Origin of the sequence: Actinomadura sp. 3N407 (assembly GCF_052245875.1) — a bacterium.
Lineage (GTDB): Bacteria > Actinomycetota > Actinomycetes > Streptosporangiales > Streptosporangiaceae > Spirillospora.
This window is the reverse complement of record NZ_JBQQBP010000017.1, coordinates 52,220-72,530: the sequence shown is the minus strand read 5'-3', so window position 1 is coordinate 72,530 and position 20,311 is coordinate 52,220. Positions and strand designations below refer to the sequence as shown.

General features: G+C 70.7%; 10 protein-coding genes. 6 read left to right on the top strand and 4 right to left on the bottom strand.

Going from position 1 to position 20,311, the window contains the following annotated elements; genetic code table 11:
- The first annotated feature begins 12 nt into the window (after window positions 1-12).
- From ACTWPP_RS33985 to ACTWPP_RS33960, 6 genes are all read left to right on the top strand, one after another.
- Entirely contained in the window at window positions 13-1,458 is a 1,446-nt protein-coding gene (locus ACTWPP_RS33985) for a BNR repeat-containing protein (protein WP_443108498.1), read from the top strand.
- A 27-nt stretch (window positions 1,459-1,485) separates the two neighbouring features.
- The gene (locus ACTWPP_RS33980; RefSeq protein WP_443108497.1) at window positions 1,486-4,773 is read left to right on the top strand and encodes a family 78 glycoside hydrolase catalytic domain; all 3,288 of its coding nucleotides are present in this window, start codon (window positions 1,486-1,488) and stop codon (window positions 4,771-4,773) included.
- 169 nt (window positions 4,774-4,942) lie between these two features.
- Complete coding sequence (locus ACTWPP_RS33975; RefSeq protein ID WP_443108627.1) at window positions 4,943-7,000, top strand: bifunctional aldolase/short-chain dehydrogenase; 2,058 nt, start codon at window positions 4,943-4,945, stop codon at window positions 6,998-7,000.
- A 138-nt stretch (window positions 7,001-7,138) separates the two neighbouring features.
- Window positions 7,139-8,554 (top strand): arabinose isomerase, encoded by a 1,416-nt coding sequence (locus ACTWPP_RS33970; protein ID WP_443108496.1) that lies wholly within the window; start codon window positions 7,139-7,141, stop codon window positions 8,552-8,554.
- Window positions 8,555-8,751: 197 nt separating this feature from the next.
- Complete coding sequence (locus ACTWPP_RS33965) at window positions 8,752-11,850, top strand: family 78 glycoside hydrolase catalytic domain (RefSeq protein WP_443108495.1); 3,099 nt, start codon at window positions 8,752-8,754, stop codon at window positions 11,848-11,850.
- A gap of 170 nt (window positions 11,851-12,020) precedes the next feature.
- On the top strand, window positions 12,021-15,257 hold the full coding sequence (locus ACTWPP_RS33960) for a family 78 glycoside hydrolase catalytic domain (RefSeq protein WP_443108494.1): 3,237 nt from the start codon (window positions 12,021-12,023) through the stop codon (window positions 15,255-15,257).
- Window positions 15,258-15,313: 56 nt separating this feature from the next.
- Here ACTWPP_RS33960 and ACTWPP_RS33955 read toward each other — a convergent pair whose 3' ends face one another.
- From ACTWPP_RS33955 to ACTWPP_RS33940, 4 genes are all read right to left on the bottom strand, one after another.
- Window positions 15,314-15,811, bottom strand: coding sequence for a DinB family protein (locus tag ACTWPP_RS33955; RefSeq protein WP_443108493.1), 498 nt, complete (start codon window positions 15,809-15,811; stop codon window positions 15,314-15,316).
- A gap of 76 nt (window positions 15,812-15,887) precedes the next feature.
- Window positions 15,888-16,799 (bottom strand): LysR family transcriptional regulator, encoded by a 912-nt coding sequence (locus ACTWPP_RS33950; RefSeq protein ID WP_443108492.1) that lies wholly within the window; start codon window positions 16,797-16,799, stop codon window positions 15,888-15,890.
- Window positions 16,800-17,489: 690 nt separating this feature from the next.
- Window positions 17,490-18,821 carry a DUF222 domain-containing protein gene (locus tag ACTWPP_RS33945; RefSeq protein WP_443108491.1) on the bottom strand — a complete coding sequence of 444 codons (1,332 nt, stop codon included), beginning with the start codon at window positions 18,819-18,821 and terminating at the stop codon, window positions 17,490-17,492.
- 777 nt (window positions 18,822-19,598) lie between these two features.
- Window positions 19,599-20,180 carry a dihydrofolate reductase family protein gene (locus ACTWPP_RS33940; protein WP_443108490.1) on the bottom strand — a complete coding sequence of 194 codons (582 nt, stop codon included), beginning with the start codon at window positions 20,178-20,180 and terminating at the stop codon, window positions 19,599-19,601.
- Window positions 20,181-20,311 lie beyond the last annotated feature (131 nt).

Here is a 20,311-nt window from a genome sequence, read left to right as displayed (position 1 = left end):
AGGGGCACCGCTGTGGCCGCGCCTCTGGCCGCCGCCCTGCTCTTCACGGCGCCGGGCGGCGGTCAGGCCGCCGCCGACGCCGACGCCGGGAAGCGCGCCGAGGGCCCGGCCCTGCAGAGGCTGAAGGACACTCAGCTGGACGCGAACGCGCTGTACTTCGTGTCCTATGACGGCCTGGTCAACAACGGGTCGTTCCAGCAGAGCGGGATCCTCACCTACGCGGGCTACCAGTACGCCGGCTGGTACACCGCCGACCGGAGCGCCGTCATCGCGCGGCGGCATCTGCCGAACGGCCCGTGGAAGGCCGTGACCCTGCCGCACAAGCTCAGCGCCAACGACTCCCACAACGTCATCTCCATGGGCGTGTCCCCGCAGGACGGCCGCCTGCACGTGGCGATGGACACCCACAACACCCGGGTCTACTACACCAGGTCCGAGCCGGGGCTCGTGTCGAGGCCCTCTCCGGCCCGCTGGGACGCGTCCCGTTTCGGGCCGGTCCAGCGCACGCTCGACGGCGCCGACCTGGGAGCGATCACCTATCCCCAGTTCGCCGTCACGCCCGAGCGCAGGCTCCAGCTCGTCTACCGGACGGGCGGCTCCGGCAACGGCACGAACGAGATCGCCGAGTACGACGCGGCGGGCGGCGGCACCTGGACCAGGCTCGGCAAGTGGTCCAGCGCCGCGGGCACGTACTCCGGCAACGGGCAGACCAGCGACGCCCGGAACATGTACGTGCACGGCATCACCTACGGCAAGGACGGCCGCCTGCACGCCGCGTTCACCTGGCGCGAGCGGAACTTCGGCGTCCTGTGCCACCCGGGCGGCCTGTCCAACCACGACACCGGCTACGTGTACTCCGACGACCGCGGCCGCACATGGCGCAACAACGCCGGCCAGGCCGTGGCCACCACCGGCACGGCGGACCAGGTGGCGCTGGACGACCCGGGATTGGTCGTCGACCCGATCGACCCCAATCACGCGCTGATGAACCAGGAGAGCCAGGCCGTGGACTCGGCCGGCCGCCCGCACGTGATCATCAGTTACGTGCCGGGCCGGTTCACCCAGTGCGTCACCGACTTCACCGCCCAGCGCAAGGCGTACTCGTACGCCTTCCACCTGACCCGCGACGCCGCCGGCAAGTGGCGCAAGGTCGAGATCCCGGTGCCGAACAAGGCGTTCGGCCGCTCCCGGATCGTGTTCGACGAAGCGGACAACGCCTACGTGATCATGCCGTTCGGCCGGATCGCCGGTGCGAGCAAGGCCAGCGGCTGGACGGACTGGAAGCTGCTCTTCGACGGCACGCACGACGCCGACGGGCGCACGCTCAACGTCTTCGGCGAGGTCCTCGTCGACGACTCCCGGGTCGCCTCCGATGGAGTCCTGTCCGTGATGTACCAGCAGAAGTCCACCGGAACCACCCCGTCCCCGATCCGCGTCATCGACTTCAAGCTCGGCTAGATCAGGTCGACAAGGAGCACGCTGAGGATGGCCCCCACCTCAAAACGCAGCCGCATCTCCAAACGCCGTCGGATCTCAAAACACAGCCGGATCTCAAAACGGCCCCCAAGACGCCGTTGGACCGCCGCCGTCATCACGGCCGGGCTCGCCCTCGCCCTCGCCGCCCCCGCGCACGCGCGGGAGGAGGCGGCGCTGCGCGTCACCGGGCTGGAGACCGAGCACGCCACCACACCGATCGCCGTCGCCGACCCCGAGCCCCGCCTCGGCTGGCAGCTGACGTCCCGCGAACGCGGCCAGCGGCAGACCGCCTACCGCGTCTCGGTCGCCACCGCCGACGGAGATCGGACGGTCTGGGACTCGGGACCCGTGTCCGGGGCCCGCTCGTACGACGTCCGCTACGGCGGTCCCGCGCTCAAGCCCGCCACCCGCTACACCTGGCGGGTCAAGGTCGCCGACGCGCGCGGACACTGGACGCGCTGGAGCCAGAAGACCTGGTTCGAGACCGCGCTCGCCAAGGACGGCCGGCGCGGCTCGTGGATCGGCGCCCCGGGCGACGCCGCGTCCACCCCGGACCTCACCGGCACCAGCTGGATCTGGTACCCCGAAGGGGACCCCGCCACCGAGGCGCCCGCCGAGTCGCGCTACTTCCGGGGGACGTTCGACCTGGCGTCGGTTCCCGACGGCGCCCGCCTCGTCATGACCGCCGACGACGGCTTCACCGCCTGGGTGAACGGAGCCGAGGCCGGGGGACGCGTCCCCGACCCGGCGAAGGAGAACTGGAGGCGCCCGATCGTCGTCGACGTGACCTCGAAGCTGCGAGTGGGCCGCAACGTCATCGCGGTCGAGGCCACCAACGGCAGGCCGAGCCCCGCCGGGCTCCTCGGGCGGCTGGAACTGCCCGGCCAGGACCCGAGCCGGTTCGACACCGGTGCCGGCTGGCGGTCCGCGAACGAGGAGCCGTCCGGCGACTGGCGGGCCGCCGGCTTCGACGACGCCGCCTGGGCGAAGACGAAGGTCCTGACTGCCTGGGGCGGCGCTCCCTGGGGCGAGGTGAAGCCCGACAAGCCCACCCGTCCGGAGCCGCTCCTGCGCCGCGGCTTCACCGTCCCCGGCAAGAAGATCGCCAAGGCGCGGCTGTACGCGGCCGCGGCCGGTTACGTCGAGCTGAGCCTGAACGGCAGGCGCGTCGGAGACGAGGTCCTGCAGCCCGGCTTCGTCCGCTACGACAAGCGCGTCGAGTACGTCACCCGCGACGTCACCCGGATGCTGCGGCGCGGCGACAACGTGATCGGGGCGCGGCTCGGCCGCGGCTTCTACGGCATGACCCAGCAGAACGTGTGGGGCTGGCACGACACCCCGTGGACCGCCGAGCCCCGGCTGCTGGCCCAGCTCGTCGTCACCTACCGCGACGGCGGCACCCAGACCATCGCGACCGACGGCCGGTGGCGCTATGCCGAGGGCCCCGTGCGCTACGACTCCCTCTACGGCGGCGAGACCTACGACGCCCGCGAGGAGAAGCCCGGCTGGGACCGTCCCGGCTTCGACGCGTCCTCATGGAAGCAGGCCGCGACCCTGCCCGCACCCACGGACAACATCGTGCCCGAGGAACACGAGCCGATCAGGGTCACCCGCACACTGCGTCCCGTCGAGGTCACCACCCCCAAGCCGGGCGTTCACGTCTTCAAGATGCCGCACAACACCGCCGGCTGGGCGCGCATCCGCACCCGTGGCCCCGAGGGCACGACCATCCGGCTGAAGTACGGCGAGCGACTCAACTCCGACGGCACCGTCCGGGCGGACAACGGCCTCGTCACCGGCCGCTTCCAGACCGACGAGTACATCCTGGCCGGGCGCGGCAGTACCGAGACCTGGGAGGCCCGCTACAGCTACAAGGGCTTCCAGTACGTGGAGGTGACCGGCTGGCCGGGCGAACCGCCCACAGTGGACGACCTCGACGGCCGTGAGGTCCACAGCGATCTGCGGCCGGCCGGGACGTTCCGCAGCTCGAACAAGCTGTTCAACACCGTGGAGACCATCACCAGGCAGACCGTGCTCAACAACTGGCACGGCATCCCGACCGACACCCCGATGTACGAGAAGAACGGGTGGACCGGCGACGCCCAGCTCATGGCCGAGATGGAGATGGGCCGCTACGACCTGCGGCGGCTGTTCGCCAAGTGGATGACCGACCACCGCGACAGCCAGGGACCGGACGGGCTCGTCCCGGCGATCGTCCCCGACAACGGCTGGGGCCTCGGCGACGGATGGCCCTCGCCGCCGTGGCACGCCTCCTTCACCGTCATCCCGTGGCAGATGTACGAGCGGTACGGCGACCGCGACGTCCTGTCGGCGAACTACCCGGCCATGCGCCGCTACCTGGACGACTGGCTCACGCGCTCGGACGACGGCATCTACCCCAGCCGGCTGAACGACTACCTGGCCCCCGGCTACGGCGGCAACACCCCCGAGGACAAACGGCTGCACGGCACCGCCTACACCTACTCCAACACGCTGATCACGGCCGACATCGCCGAGGTCCTCGGCCACGGCGCCGACGCGGCCCGCTACCGGGCGGCCGCCGCGAAGATGAAGGACGCGTTCAACAGGGAGTTCCTGCGCGGCGACGCCTACGTCACCGACACCGACCCCGGCTACCGGCAGACGTCGGCGCTGATCGCGCTCGCGCTCGGCCTGGCGCCGGAGGAGTCGCAGAAGGCCGTCACCGACCGGCTCGTCCGCGACGTCGAGGAGCGCGGCGACCACCTCAACACCGGGGCGCTCGGCACCAAGTACCTGCTGACGGAACTGACCGCGCGGGGCCACGGTGAGCTGGCCTTCAAGGTCGCCGACCAGCGCACCTACCCCAGCTGGGGCTACTGGGTCGACAACGGCGCCACCACGCTGTGGGAACGCTGGGACCTGGAGGCCCGGTCCCGCGACCACGTCTTCCTCGGCGGCGCCATCGGGGAGTGGTTCACCGAGGACCTCGCCGGGATCGAGCCGGCCGCGCCCGGTTTCGACCGGATACGCATCGCCCCGAAGCCGCTCGGGGACCTGACCTGGGTGACGGGCTCGGCCTGGACCCCGCACGGCACGGTCTCGGTCCGGTGGAAGCGGTCCGGCTCCGGGTTCACCCTGGACGTGACCGTTCCGGTCGGCGCGACCGCCGAGATCCACATGCCCGCCGCCGCGGCGGACCGGGTCACCGAGAGCGGACGGCCCGCGGCCTCGGCCGAGGGCGTCCGCGTCCTGGGCGCGGGTGACGGCACCGTCCGCCTGACGGCCGTGTCCGGGACGTACCGATTCCATGCCTAGCCCGCTTCGCCTAGCCCGATTCCACGCACAGACGGATTCCACGCACAGAGACCGCGCACAGAGAGACCGCGCACAGACGGACCACGCACAGAGAGACCGCGCACAGACGGACCACGCACAGACGGACCACGCACAGCAAACCCAGACACGCAGGTAACCACGTTGGGAGATATTCATGACCGCCACTCCACCCGAGGTGGAGCAGCTGCTGGAACGGGCCAACACCCTCGGCTCGGACCCGCGCAACACCAACTACGCGGGCGGCAACGCCTCGGCGAAGGGCACCGTCACCGACCCCGTGACGGCCCGCGACGTCGAGCTGATGTGGGTGAAGGGCTCCGGCGGTGACCTCGGCACCCTCACCGAGAAGGGCCTGGCCGTCCTGCGCCTCGACCGGATGCGCGCCCTCGTGGACGTGTACCCGGGCGTCGAACGCGAGGACGAGATGGTCACCGCGTTCGACTACTGCCTGCACGGCAAGGGCGGCGCGGCGCCGTCGATCGACACCGCCATGCACGGCCTGGTCGAGGCCGCCCACGTCGACCACCTGCACCCCGACTCCGGCATCGCGATCGCGACGGCGGCGGACGGGGAGGAGCTCACCCGGCGGATCTTCGGAGACCGGGTCGCGTGGGTGCCGTGGCGGCGTCCCGGCTTCCAGCTCGGCCTGGACATCGCCGAGATCAAGAACGCGAACCCGCAGGCCATCGGCGTGATCCTCGGCGGCCACGGCATCACCGCCTGGGGCGCCACGAGCGAGGAGTGCAAGGCCGCCTCCGTCGACATCATCCGCACCGCCGAGGCCTACATCGCCGAGCACGGCAAAGCGGACCCGTTCGGCGAGGTCGTCCACCCGCCGCTGCGACAGGAGGAGCGGCACGCTCGCGCCGCGGCGCTGTTCCCGCTGCTCCGTGGCCTGGCGTCCACCGACCGTCCGCAGGTCGGGCACTTCACCGACAGCGACACCGTCCTGGACTTCGTCTCCCGCGCCGAGCATCCCCGCCTCGCCGCGCTCGGCACGTCGTGCCCGGACCACTTCCTGCGCACCAAGGTCCGCCCGATGGTCCTGGACCTGCCGCCCGACGCACCCCTCGGCGACGTCCGCGCCCGCCTCAAGGAACTCCACGCCGCCTACCGCGAGGAGTACGCGGCCTACTACGACCGGCACGCCACCCCCGGCTCGCCGCCGATGCGCGGCGCGGACCCGGCGATCGTGCTGGTCCCCGGCGTCGGCATGTTCAGCTTCGGCGCCAACAAGCAGACCGCCCGGGTCGCCGGCGAGTTCTACGTCAACGCCATCAACGTGATGCGCGGCGCGGAGGCCCTGTCGGCGTACGCGCCGATCGACGAGGCGGAGAAGTTCCGCATCGAATACTGGGAACTGGAGGAGGCCAAACTCCGCCGGATGCCCAGGCCGAAACCGCTCGCCACCCGGGTCGCGCTGGTCACCGGCGGCGGCTCCGGCATCGGCGCGGCCACGGCCCGCCGCCTGGCCGCCGAGGGCGCCTGCGTCGTCGTCGCCGACCGGGACGTCGCCGCCGCCGAGAAGGTCGCCGCCGAGATCGGCGCGAACGCCCCGCGTTCCTTCGACGCCGCCGTCGCCGTCGGCGCCGATGTGACCTCCGAGGACGAGGTCGCCGCGGCCGTCCACGACGCCGTCCTCGCGTTCGGGGGCGTCGACCTCGTCGTCAACAACGCCGGGCTGTCGATCTCCAAGCCGCTGCTGGAGACGACCACCGCCGACTGGGACCTGCAGCACGACGTCATGGCGCGCGGCTCGTTCCTCATCTCCCGCGAGACCGCCCGCGTCATGATCGAGCAGGGGATGGGCGGCGACATCGTCTACATCTCGTCCAAGAACGGGGTGTTCGCCGGGCCGAACAACATCGCCTACGGTGCGACGAAGGCCGACCAGGCCCACCAGGTGCGGCTGCTGGCCGCCGAACTCGGCGAGCACGGCGTCCGCGTCAACGGCGTCAACCCCGACGGCGTCGTCCGCGGCTCCGGCATCTTCGCCGGCGGCTGGGGCGCCGAACGCGCCGCCGTGTACGGCGTCGAGGAGGAGAAGCTCGGCGAGTTCTACGCCCAGCGGACGCTGCTCAAACGCGAGGTGCTGCCCGAGCACGTCGCCGCCGCCGTCTTCGCCCTCACCGGCGGGGACCTCGCCCACACCACCGGCCTGCACATCCCCGTCGACGCCGGCGTCGCCGCAGCGTTCCTGCGCTGACGGTGTGGCACTGAGGACGGTGTGGCACTGAGGACGGTGTGGCACTGAGGAGGGTGTGCGGCTGAGGAGGGTGTGCGGCTGAGGAGGACGCGGGACCCGCCGAGGTGCCGCGGCCCGTTGACCGACAGGAGGACAGGAATGACAGACAACACGGTGCCGCCGGTCAAGGTCGGCCTGGTGGCCGGCGGGCTGGGCGCCTACTGGCCCCAGTTCCCGGATCTGCTGCCGCAGCTCCAACGGTCCGCCGAGCGGGTCTCGGAGCGGATGCGCGGCCTCGGCGCCGAGGTCGTCGACGTCGGCTTCATCTCCGACGCGCAGGAGGGCGCGGCGGCCGCCGAGAAGCTCCGCGCCGCCGGCTGCGACATCATCGTCGGCTTCCTCACCACCTACATGACCGCGACGATGCTGGTCCCCGTCGCGCAGCGGGCGGACGCCCCGGTCCTGCTGATCAACCTGCAGCCGACCGAGTCGATGGACCACGCCACCTTCGACACCGGGCAGTGGCTCGCCTACTGCGGCGCCTGCCCGCTGCCCGAGATGGCGAACGCGTTCGAACGCTGCGGCGTCCCCTTCCGCTCGGTCTCCGGATACCTGGAGGACGAACGGGCCTGGACGAAGATCGGCCGCTGGGTCCGCGCCGCCGGAGTCCGGGCCGCGCTGCGCCGCGGCAGGCACGGCCTGATGGGCCACCTCTACCCGGGCATGCTGGACGTCTCCACCGACCTGACGCTCGTCAGCGCCAACTTCGGCGGGCACGTGGAGGTGCTGGAGTTCGACGACCTGCGCGTCCGGGTGGAGAAGGTCACCGACGCCGAGGCCGCCGCCAAGAAGGCCGAGGCGGAGAAGATCTTCGAGCTGGACCCGTCCGTCAACGACGACGACCTGACCTGGGCGGCCCGCGTCTCCGCCGGCCTCGACCGGCTCGCGGACGACTTCGAGCTGGACAGCCTCGCCTACTACCACCGGGGCCTGGACGGCGAGATCCACGAGCGGCTCGGCGCCGGGATGATCCTCGGCGCGTCGATGCTCACCGCGCGCGGCATCCCGGCGGCCGGCGAGTACGAGCTGCGCATGTCCCTCGCCATGCTGATCGCCGACCGGCTCGGCGCGGGCGGCTCCTTCACCGAGCTGCAGGCCCTGGACTTCCGCCGCGGCCACGTCGAGATGGGCCACGACGGGCCCGCGCACCTGGCGATCAGCGCCCGCCGCCCGCTGCTGCGCGGCCTCGGCGTCTACCACGGCAAGCGCGGCTACGGCGTGTCCGTCGAGTTCGACGTCAAGCACGGCCCCGTCACCGCGTTCGGCATCATCCAGCGCCGCGACGGCCGGTTCGCGTTCGCCGCGTCCGAGGGCGAGACCGTCGACGGCCCCCTGCTGCAGATCGGCAACACCACCTCCCGCGTCGACTTCGGCTGCGACCCCGGCGAGTGGACCGACGCGTGGAGCGCCACCGGGATCTCCCACCACTGGGCCCTCGGCACCGGCCACCGCATCGCCGACCTGAAGGCCGTCGCCGACCTCCTGGAAATCGAGTTCGTCGAGGTGAGCCCCTGAACCGACCTGTGCGGGATCGGGGGATCCACATCTGAGGTGACGGTGAACCGCGCCCGGGTCCCGCCAGGGGGCCGCGGGCTCCGTTCACCGCGCCCGAAAACCGGAGGAAGCCCATGCGGCGGACACCCAAATGGCGGGCACCCAAACGGCGGACATCCATTCGGCGACTCCTCATCCTTCCGACAGCACTCCTTCTCATGGCCGCCGGAGGCGGCGTGGTGCCCGCGGCGGCCGCGGCCGGCGGCAGCGTGCGCGTGCTGCACACCCGCACCGAATACGCGGAGCGCCCGCTCGGCATCGACGCCGCCCGCCCGCGGCTGGCCTGGCGGCTCGACTCGTCCGAGCGCGGCCAGGTCCAGTCCGCGTACCAGGTGCGGGTGGCGTCCTCACCGGGACGGCTCGCGTCACCCGATGTGTGGGACAGCGGCAAGGTCACCTCTTCCCGCTCCGTCCTCGTCCCCTACGGCGGGCCGGAACCGAAACCCCGCACCCGCTACCACTGGTCCGTCCGGGTGTGGGACGGGAACGGCCGCCCCTCCGCGTGGAGCAAGCCCACCTGGTGGGAGACCGGCCTGATGGACGGCACGACCCTCGCCGGGCAGTGGATCGGGCACGACGCGCCGCTGCCGCTTCCCGCCTCCTTCACCGGACAGAACGACCCCTCGCAGCTCAAGGACGGTACGCAGGGGCAGACGTTCACCTCCGACAAGCCGGTGACGCAGGTGTCGATCCCGATGCCGACGTGGCACACCTCCGGCTCCGACGTAACCCTCACCCTCCGTGAGGAAGGCCCCGGCGGTGAGGTCGTCGCGCAACGCCGAGTCGAAGACCACTCCGACAACGCCCAGGCCACCCTCGACCTCGACTCGCCCGCCCCCGCCGGGACGTACTACATCGAGCAGTCCGAGCCGTCCGGGACGATCGGCTGGTGGGGCCACACCGACGGCGGCTACGAGCACGGGCGGGCCTACAAGAACGGCGAGCCGGTCCCCGGCGACCGCCGGTTCAGCTTCCAGACGAAGTCGTCCGGGCCCGACGGGCTGACCTCCCGGCTCCGCAAGGACTTCACCGTCGGGAAGAAGGTCGCGCGGGCACGCCTGTACTCGACCGCGCTCGGCGTCTACACCGCCGAGATCAACGGGCGGCGCGTCGGGCACGACGAACTGACCCCCGGCTGGACCGACTACAACACCCGCGTCCAGTACCAGACCTACGACGTGACGAAGCTGCTGCGCAGGGGCGGCAACGCCATCGGCGCGACGCTCGCGCCCGGCTGGTACGCGGGGCACGTCGCGAGCTTCGGGCCCGGCCAGTACGGCGACCGGCCGTGGCTGCGCGCTCAGCTCCAGATCGACTACACCGACGGGACGTCGCGGCGGGTCGTCACCGACCCGACCTGGCGCAGCTCCACCGGCCCCGTCCTCACCTCCGACCTGCTGATGGGGGAGGAGTACGACGCCCGCCGGGAAACGCCCGGCTGGAGCCGCCCCGGCTTCGGCGCCGAAGGCTGGCAACCCGTCATCGTCAACGAGAAGGCGACGGCGCAGCCCGTGGCGCAGTCCGCCGCACCCACCCGTGTCGAGCGGGAGATCGAGCCGGTCGAGGTCACCAGCCCGGAGAAGGGCGTGCACATCTTCGACCTCGGCCAGAACATGGTCGGGACCGTCCGGCTGCGCGTTCGCGGCCCGGCGGGCACGAAGGTCACCCTGCGCCACGGCGAGGTGCTGAACGAGGACGGCACCCTCTACACCGCCAACCTCCGCACGGCCAAGGCGACCGACACGTACACATTGAAGGGCGGCGGCACATTGAAGGGCGGCGGCACCGAGACCTACGAGCCCCGCTACACCTTCCACGGCTTCCGCTACGTCGAGGTCACCGGCTACCCCGGCACGCCCGGCAAGGACGCGATCGTGGGCCGGGTCAAGCACACCGCCGAGCCGATGACGATGTCGTTCGAGACGGACGTGCCGATGCTGAACCAGCTGCACCGCAACATCACGTGGGGGCAGCGCGGCAACTTCCTGTCGATCCCGACCGACACCCCCGCCCGTGACGAGCGGCTCGGCTGGTCGGGCGACATCAACGTGTTCGCCCGCACCGCCACCTACAACATGACCTCCGCGCGGTTCCTCACCAAGTGGATGCGGGACATGCGGGACGCGCAGACCGACGACGGGGCCTTCACCGACATCGCGCCGCTGGTCGGCGGCCTCGGCGGAGGGTCCGCCGGCTGGGGCGACGCCGGCGTCACGGTCCCCTGGAACCTCTACCTGGCGTACGGCGACCGGCAGGCGCTGGAACGCAACTACCCGGCGATGCGCAAATGGATCGCCTACCTGGAGGACAACAGCGACGGGCTGCTGCGTCCCGCGTCCGGGTACGGCGACTGGCTGAACGTCGACGACGAGACACCCAAGGACGTCATCGGCACCGCCTACTTCGCGCACGTGGCCGGCCTGGTCGCCCAGGTCGCCGGCGTCCTCGGCGAGAAGGACGACGCCGCGAGGTACGAGCGGCTCTCGGAAAAGGTCAAGGCGGCGTTCGTCGACGCGTACGTCGAGGACGGCCGGATCAAGGGCGACACCCAGACCGCCTACGTCCTGGCGCTGTCCATGGACCTGTTGCCGGACGACTCGCCGGACGACTCGCCGGACGACGATGCCCGCCGGGCCGCCGCCGACCGGCTCGTCGAGCTGATCAAGGCCAGGGACTGGCATCTGTCCACCGGCTTCCTCGGCACCCCGCGGCTGCTGCCCGTCCTCACCGCGACCGGGCACAACGACGTCGCCTACCGGCTGCTCCAGCAGAAGACGTTCCCGTCGTGGGGCTACCAGATCGGCAAGGGCGCCACCACCATGTGGGAGCGCTGGGACTCGATCAAGCCGGACGGGAGCTTCCAGGACCCGGCGATGAACTCCTTCAACCACTACGCCTATGGGGCCGTGGGCGAATGGATGTACCAGAACATCGCCGGCATCAGCGTGGGCGAACCCGGCTACCGCCGGACGGTGATCCGGCCGAGGCCCGGCGGGGACGTCCACCGCGCCGCCGCCACCTACGACTCGGTCCACGGGCCGGTCAGCACCCGCTGGACCCTGAACGGCGGCCGGTTCACCCTCCACGTCTCCGTTCCCGTCAACACGACCGCCGAGGTCTGGGTGCCGGCGGGCGATCCCGCCGACGTCTCCCAGAAGGGAGCGAAGTTCCTGCGCATGCAGGACGGCGCCGCGGTCTTCGAAGTCGGATCCGGCTCGTATCGCTTCACCGTGAGCCACATGCCGGCGGGCCGATGACCACGGCCTGACCCATCCGCGCGGGGGCCGGGCCCCGGCAACCGCCACCCGGCCCCGCGCCGCCGGACACCCCCGCCTGTTCGGCTCGGCTGCATCTCCTTCCGTCTCACCACCAGTTTCTCACCACTTGTCCTCACCACCCGTTCTCACCAGCTCCAAGGAGTCAGCAGATGAGCGAGTCGGTCATCACCGGCGGACTGTCCAGGAGAACGTTCGTTCAGGCCGGGGGCGTAGCCGCGGCGGCGATCACCGCGAGCGGCGCGATCGCGTCCCCCGCCGGAGCCGCGCCCCTCGACGCCAAGGCACGGACGCTGCGTCCCGTGGACCCGCGGGTGGACCACCTGCGGTCACCTCTCGGCATCGACGACACGAACCCGACCCTCGGCTGGCGCTACGGAGCCGGCCCGCGCAACGCCGTCCAGACCGCCTACCAGGTGCGTGTCGCGAGCGCGGACGCGCGCCTCGCGCACCCCGACCTGTGGGACACGGGCAAGGTCGCCGGCGGCGCCGTCTCGGTCCGCTACGAGGGCCGGGCCCTGAAGTCCCGCGAGCGCGCGTCGTGGCAGGTCCGGGTGTGGGACGAGCGGGGCAGCGCGTCCGCGTGGAGCAAGCCGTCCCACTTCGAGATGGGGTTGCTCGCCGCCTCCGACTGGACGGCCCAGTGGATCGGGAACGAAACGTGGTCCGCCGAGCCGGAGCCGTCGCCCGTGACCGTCTCGTTCACCGCCCGGTCGGCCCGGTACGTCCGGCTGAACGTGACCCGGCTCGGCCTCCCGATCAAGGAAGGCTGGCCGTACAAGGTGTCCCGGCTCCAGCTCGCCGAGGTCGAGGTGAGGGACGGGGCGTCCGGCGGCGACCTGGCGCTCAACGCGCCGGTGTCCGCGTCGGAGAGCTACACCGTCCCCGGCCAGTGGGAACCGAAGGCCACTACGGACGGCTCGCTCACCAGCGACGCCGCCCCGTTCGGCTACACGAGTTATGAACGCCGGGAACAGGACCTCACCGAACCCATCTGGCTCCAGATCGATCTGGGCGAGGAGCGGCGGTTCGACCGGATCCTGCTCTACCCGCGCACTGACGTGATGACCGACGACGAGAAGACGCCCAACTTCCCGGAGAACTTCACCGTCCAGACGTCCGGCGACGGCACGGCCTTCGACACGGCCGCGACGGTCGAGGGACAGGAGGCGCCGCCACCACTGCACCAACGGCCCGATGCGCTGCCCGTCTTCACGCGGGAGTTCGAGCTCGCCAAGCGCGTCCGCACGGCACGCCTGTACGCGACCGCCCTCGGCGTGCTCGACATCACCGTGAACGGACGGCCCGTCAGCGACGCCGTGCTGGAGCCGCCCTACTCCACCTTCAGCGAACGGCTCGTCTACTCGACCTATGACGTGACGAAACTGCTCCGCCGTGGAGGCAACACTGTCCAGGTGGAACTCGGCACCGGCATGGCGCACGTTCCGCCCACGCCGGGCCGGTACCAGAAACTCACCCGGTCCGACGGCCCGCCCACGTTCCTGGGCCAGCTGGAGATCACCTACACCGACGGGTCGCGTGAGGTCGTCGCGTCCGACACGTCCTGGCGGACGGCGCTCGGTGCCACCACGTTCACCAGCTGGTACGGCGGCGAGGACCACGACGCGCGCCGCACCCCCGAGAACTGGTCGGACGCGGTCCGGGTCGCGTCGCCGGCCGCGACCCTCGCCGCCCGCATGTCGCCGCCGATCGAGCCCGTCGGCGTCGTGCGCGCCAAGAAGATCACCGAGCTGAGGGACGGCGTTCACGTCATCGACCTCGGCACGAACATCGCCGGCTGGCCGGAGCTGCGCGTCAGCGGACCCGCGGGGACGACGGTGACGATGCGTCCCGGCGAACTCCTCAACGGCGACGGGACCGTCAGCCAGCACACCACCGGCTCGCCCATCTGGGACACCTACACACTGTCCGGCACCCTGTCCGGCACCCAGTCCGGTGAAGGCACCGAGACATGGCATCCCCGGTTCTGCTACCACGGGTTCCGCTATCTGCAGCTGGAGGGGCTGCCCGCCGCCCCGGACGAGGACACGGTCACCGGGATCGTGCTCCGCGCCGCCAACGAGAAGGCGGGCTCGTTCACCAGCTCCCACGGCCTCCTCAACGACATCCACAAGATCATCGACCGGGCCGTGCAGGGCAACATGTACTCCGTCCTCACCGACTGCCCCCACCGCGAGAAACTCGGCTGGCTGGAACAGGCCAACCTCGTGTTCCCCGCCGTCGCCCGCAACTACGACGTCGCCGCCTACTACGGCTCGATCGTCCGCAACATCGCCGAAGCCCAGACCGGCGACGGTCTCGTCCCCGACATCGCACCCGAGTTCACGGTGTTCTCCGGCGGGTTCCGGGACGACCCCAACTGGGGCAACGTCATCGTCTTCGCGCCCTGGCAGATGTACCGCGCCTACGGCGACGTCGCCACGCTCCACACCTACTACCCGAACATGGTCCGCTACGTCGACTACCTGTCCGGCAAGGCGGACGGGCATCTCCTCGACTACGGCCTAGGCGACTGGATCGCGTTCGACGACAGCACCCCCAAGGGCGTCACCGCCACGTTCGGCTACCACCGCGCCGTCACCGCCCTCGCCCGGATCGCCAAGGTCATCGGCAAGGACGACGACGCCGCGAAGTACGAGTCCCTCGCGGGGGAGATCGGCTCCGCGTTCCACGCCAAGTACGCCACCGGCGACACCTACGGGTCCGGCAGCCAGGCGTGCGACGCCCTTGCGCTGGACATGGGCGCCGTCCCGTCCGGCAAGAAAGACGCGGTCCTCGCCCACCTCGTGGACAGCATCAAGGCCGAGGGCTATCACCTCACCGTCGGCGAGATCTCTCTGCCGTCGGTGTTCTACGTGTTGTCCGCCGCCGGCCGCCACGACGTCATCCACGCCTTCGCCACACAGACCGGCAACCCCAGCTACGGCTATCAGGTCGTCCACGGCGCGACCTCGCTGACCGAGAACTGGGACGGCCCCACGTCCGGCAACTCCCAGAACCACTTCATGCTCGGCGCGATCGACGAATGGTTCCACGCCGGCCTCGCGGGCCTCGGCCAGACCGACGACTCGATCGCCTACGAGACCCTCCTCATCAGACCCGCCGTCGTCGGCGACATCACCCGCGCCGCCGCCACCTACGAAACACCGCGCGGCCATGCGGCGGCCTCCTGGCGCCGCACCGGCCGGAAGCTCCGCCTGGAAGTCACCGTCCCGCCCGGCACCCGGGCCCGCGTCGAGTTCCCGCTGCTGGGCGCCACGGCACGCCCGGAGGCCCCCGAGGACGCCAAGTGGATCGGCGTCCACAACGGCAGCGCCGTCTTCGAGATCGGCTCCGGCGATTGGACGTTCGAAGGAAAGACCCCATGACCGGCAGGAACCCGACGAAGTGAATCCCTGACCGGGCGGTCCGGTGGGCCGCCCGGTCAGCGGCCCACCGACCCGTCGATCTGCTCCCGCAGGATGTCGGCGTGCCCCGCGTGACGTGCGGTCTCCTCGATCATGTGCACCAGCAGCCAGCGCATCGACGGCGGCGGCGTCTCCCGCAACGACCGGACACACACCCGATCGAGATCCGGGCACCCCGCGACGATCGCGTTGCTGCGGTCGACGGCCGCCCGGTACGCGGCGATGAGGCTCTCCGCCGTCTCCTCCTCACCCGGCGGTTCCCCGCCGTCCCACTGAGGGACGTCGGCGCCCTCGTAAGCCCAGACGAACCAGTTCAGCTCGGTGTGCGTCAGGTGCTTGACCAGGCCCAGCAGGCTCGTGCCCGACGCGACCCCGGGCGTGCGCGCCGCCTCGTCCGGAACACCGGACGCCTTGGCCACCACCGCGTCCCGCAGATAGTCGAGGAACGTCAGCAGCGTCGTCCTCTCATCGGCGTTCAGGCCGGGCGGACGCACATCCCCACGTGGATCACTCATCCCCCGACCCTATGCCCGGCGCATCAGCCCGGCGGAGACGCCATCGCCCCCACGTACCTGAACCGGCCCGGTACAACTAGCGGTGTCCGCCATCCAGGTCGGGCGGCAGGAAGGCGCCTTCGTCGCGGAGTTCGCGCACCACCCCGACGAGCTCCGCGACCGCCACGCTGGTGTCGTCGCGCCGCCACACGAGGCTGCAGTCGATGTACGGGCCGGGATCGCTGAAGTACCGGTAGACCACCCCGGCGAACGGATTCGCCGCCGCGGCGCTCGGAACCGTGATCCCCAGGGCGGAGCCGGCGAGGACGAGCGGCAGCATCCGGTCGAGGCTGGGAATCTCCTGGTGGACGGTGACGGCCGCGCCGCGGGTCACGAGCTGCCCGATGATGCGGTCGTGCAGCAACGGGTTAACATCGCGGGGGACGACGGCGAGCGGCTGATGCGACAGACGTGCCGGGTCCACGGCGGCCCCGTCCGCCAAGGGATGGCCCTCGGCGAGCGCGACCACGAGGGGTTCGCGGGCGACCAGCAGGCTCGACAGTCCGGGCCTGAGATCCGGCGTCCAGCCGAGCCCGAGGTCAAGGCGGTGCTCGGAAAGAGCCGCGATCTGCTCCGGTGTCGTCATCGGCCGAGGCGTCACCTTGATCGACGGGGCGCGCGGAACCGCCAGTCCGAAGAGCCGCGGGCCGAGATCGTCCGCGTAGCCGACGCGAATCTCCATGCCCCCGCGCGCGGAGCGGCGTCCAACGTCCAACGCGTGCCGGGCGGCGTCGACGACACGACGTGCCTCGGGCAGGAACGCCTCACCGGCCGTCGTGAGAGACACCCGGCGGCTCGTACGCGCGAACAGCGGACTCCCCAGCTCCCGCTCCAGCCGGCGGACCTGCTCGCTCACCGACTGCTGCGTCACATGCATGCGAGCGGCGGCGCGTCCGAAGTGGAGTTCCTCCGCGACGGCCAGCACATACTCCAGTTGCCGAAGCTCCATGGCCACCCCGATCCTACGCACCCCGTCAGCGCCGCCGTTATCCCGTCGCCGCCGCCATATCCCAAAAGCCGTTGATGCGGCAGAACGACATGGCACGGCGCGGCGGCGCGGCGCGGTGGTGTGTGGCGCCGGGGCGGTGGCGACGGGGCGGTGGCGCGGCGCGGTGGTGTGGCGCGGCGCGGTGGTGTGGCGACGGGACGTGGTTTGGGGCGGGGGTGTTGGTCGACGACGTCAGCGGGGGCTGGTGTTTGTTGCGTGTGTTGCGGTGGTCTTTACCGGGATTGTGTGGCTGGCGTGGGTGGGTGGCTGAGGTGGCCTCTGCGGGTGGGTGATCGAGTGCGGCTTGGTTGTGGCTGGGGTCACTTTGGCTGGGGTTGGAGCGTGAGGTGGGTGTGCTGGTGCGGCTTGTTGCGGGGTGCGGTTGTTGCCGCGCCCGATGGGCGCGGCGATAGGCGGCGAGCTCAGGCGGGGGTCGGGACGGAGTGGGGGACGGGTGGGGGGACGGGGTGGGGCGTGTCCGCTTGTGGCGTTCGGGGCTTTGAGGCGTTGCGGGGCCTTGCGGGCGAGTGGGGGCAACCGGGGGTGCGGCAGCGGTCGCCGAGGTGCTGGCGGCAGCGATCAGCGCCCTGTTGTGGGAAGGTTTCGTTCCCGCGCCCGGTGGACGGTGGTGTCGGATTTGTCCGTGATGGTTTAGGGGCCCGCTGCCTGGCGTCGGCCTCGGGTCGGGCTGGGGCGGTGTCGGCGGGGGCGGGGCTGTACCCGATGGTTTGCGGCTGGGTTCCACAGGTCCGTGGCGGGTGGTGTCTGTGGTGGTGGGCACGGATCATCCGGTGGCCGGACGCGGTATGTGTATCGTCCGTCCTGGCCTTTGGTGATGTGGATGTGAGCGGGGTTGGACGCTTTCCAGCGGTTGTGCCAGCCGCAGGTGAGGGCCAGTTGGTCGATGTCGGTGGGGCTGTGGCCGAGGGCCCAGCCGTTGACGTGGTCGACCTCGCACAGTGTTCCGGGGACTTCGCAGCCGCGGACCGCGCAGGTGGGGTACAGGGTCTCCAGGACCCGGCGTTGGCCGGGGGAGGCGAACCGTTCCCTGTGCCCTAGGTAGAGCGGGGTGTTGCCGCGTCCCAGGATGAGTGGGGAGACTCCGGCGGACAGGGCGATGCGGCGGGCTTGGGCGGCGGGGATGGGCGTGCCGTCGGTGAGGCGGGCGGGTGCCTGGCCGCCGGTGAGGGTGTCCAGGTCGCAGATGACCGTGACCTTGGTGGCCTTGTGGCCGCCGGACAGGACGCTCGTGAGGGCTGCTGCGGTGCGCTCGGACAGGTCGCGGCGGTCGTCGGTGCCGGCGGGTTTGGCGAGGGGAGCCAGGGTCCCGTCCCAGACGGCGGCGTCTTCGGCGTTGAGCCAGCCTTTGATGTAGCGGCCGCCGTCCAAGGCGCGGGTGGAGTCGATCCAGGAGCGTTCGTAGCCGCGTCGGGTGTCGTCGTCGGGTGCCTGTTCGGTGCCGTCGCGTTCGGCGATCAGATCGGTGATCTTGTTGCCGAACGCGGCGACCTTGCCCGCCGAGAATCCCTGCCCGGCCAGGTCGAGGAGGATCTCTTCGGCGGTGGCGCAGTCTTCGTCGTTCAGGCGGGGGACGGCGGTTGCGATCGTGGCGGCGTATCCGTAGGACAGCTCACCGCAGGCGAGTCGGTCGGCCACTTGCGAAAGCCGGTCCCGCTGGCGGGCGAGGGCCAGTCGTTCCTTGGCGCGGGCTTCCCGCATGCCCATGCGGGTTCGCAGCCACGCGAGCGCGGACGGCAGGCCCCACCTGCGCATCTCCCCAGCGCGATCGACTCGGCCGATCAACCCGGCCAGGGTGCTTTCATGCAGGTCGGTGGTGCGGGCCAGCGTCTCGGCCTGCTCCATGCAGACGGCCGGGCTGGCGGCCACGGGACGGCGGGCGAGTTCGGCCGCGATCGAGGCCGCCGCGTCCACCAACTCAGCGGTGGACGCCGACTCGACGTCGATCACTTGGTTCGAACTCATGAACCAATATTATCGAACATTGAAGATCGAGAAGTTGATATTTGGTTAGATTATTGAGTCTCTCCGGCTACATTCCCGCTGAGCTTGATCGTGGTGCCCGAAATTGGGGGAGATGGAGAGAATGTCGGAGTAGTCGCCGAGAATGCTCTTCAGGTGGTGTGTTCACTCAGTTCGGCCGACGCCCCACCCGAGCGATGAACACCGAACCCAAACCACCGACCTCAGCCGAAGTGCCAGCAATCAGCGCTGACCTGGACGGACGCGCTGACCGGTCAGGGGCCACCGCAACCGTGCACCTGCATCAGCCACACAAATCCGAGAAAAGACCGCCGCAACGGACGTGACCAGGCTCAGCCCACGTGGTTATGAAGGAACGAGCAGCGAATGAACAAATGGGCTAAACCGGGAGCACTGAGTCCTACAGATCGTGCTGGGGGACGGCGAATGCGACGGCAGGCTGCTGGAATGACCGCGAGAATGAACGGCGGCCACGATGAAGGTTCCTCAGCGGTGTCTCTGCGTCGGACGCACGGAAGCATGCCGCCGACGAGGGCCAGCAGTGCTGCGGCCGTCCCACGATCGTCGGGGTCCCCTGCCGAGCGCCAGCCAGGCGGCACTCGTCCCAAGGACGACTACCAGATTGGTCAGCAGCACCGAGACGAGGGCGCGTACGTCCCGTGAGACCTGTAGCCCATTGAGCCCCATCCGTCGGCAGTCACGGAACCCGGCGCGCCGGACCGGCCGATATCGGGGCGGTGGCGTCCGGTGGTTCCGCCGTCAGCGGGCGCGGAAGTACAGGTGGGTTACGCCGGTGCCCTCAATGACGCGGTAGGGGGTGTCGAGCCGGACGGGGGCGGTGGACGGGCCGGAGAAGAACGGAATGCCCTTGCCGAGGAGGACGGGGACGAGGTTGACACGGACCTCGTCCAGGAGCCCCGCGTCGAGGCAGGCCTGGGCGGTGGCCGCGCCGCCGACGCCCAGGATGCCGTCGCCCGCAGCGGCAGATGCGGCGGCGACGGCCTTCTCGATGCCGCCGGTGACGACGGTGACCCCGGCGGGCGGGTCGTCGGGTGCCCGGTGCGTGACGAGGAAGATCGCGCCGCCTAGCGGGTGAGTGCCGTTCCAGCCGTTCGTGATGTCGTAGAGGCGCCGCCCGGTGAGGATCGCGCCAACGCCGTCGAGCGTTTCGCGGAGGTGCGCGGCGCTCGCCTCGGAGACGCGGAACGTGATCGACGGGTCGTGTGTCGGGATCTCCACGGGACCGTTCGAGTACCAGCCGAACAGTTCGTCCACACCGTCGGACGGGTCGGCTATGTAACCGTCCAGCGACATCGTCATCTCGGCTACGACCAGAGCCATTTTTCTGCCTCTTTCTGGAGGAGCGCTTTTCGCGGATCCGTCCCCATGCAGACCATCGTCCCCTCCAAAACTCATCGGACACCGACGGTGACCTCGGTCGACAGGCTGGGCCTGTCGGTCGTGCGCGGCTT

Coding starts and splice junctions, on each gene's coding strand:
- ACTWPP_RS33965 (WP_443108495.1), top strand. CDS start 8,752: ATGGCCGCCGGAGGCGGCGTGGTGCCCGCGGCGGCCGCGGCCGGCGGC.
- ACTWPP_RS33960 (WP_443108494.1), top strand. CDS start 12,021: ATGAGCGAGTCGGTCATCACCGGCGGACTGTCCAGGAGAACGTTCGTT.
- ACTWPP_RS33945 (WP_443108491.1), bottom strand. CDS start 18,821: ATGAGTTCGAACCAAGTGATCGACGTCGAGTCGGCGTCCACCGCTGAG.
- ACTWPP_RS33950 (WP_443108492.1), bottom strand. CDS start 16,799: ATGGAGCTTCGGCAACTGGAGTATGTGCTGGCCGTCGCGGAGGAACTC.
- ACTWPP_RS33940 (WP_443108490.1), bottom strand. CDS start 20,180: ATGGCTCTGGTCGTAGCCGAGATGACGATGTCGCTGGACGGTTACATA.
- ACTWPP_RS33970 (WP_443108496.1), top strand. CDS start 7,139: ATGACAGACAACACGGTGCCGCCGGTCAAGGTCGGCCTGGTGGCCGGC.
- ACTWPP_RS33980 (WP_443108497.1), top strand. CDS start 1,486: ATGGCCCCCACCTCAAAACGCAGCCGCATCTCCAAACGCCGTCGGATC.
- ACTWPP_RS33955 (WP_443108493.1), bottom strand. CDS start 15,811: ATGAGTGATCCACGTGGGGATGTGCGTCCGCCCGGCCTGAACGCCGAT.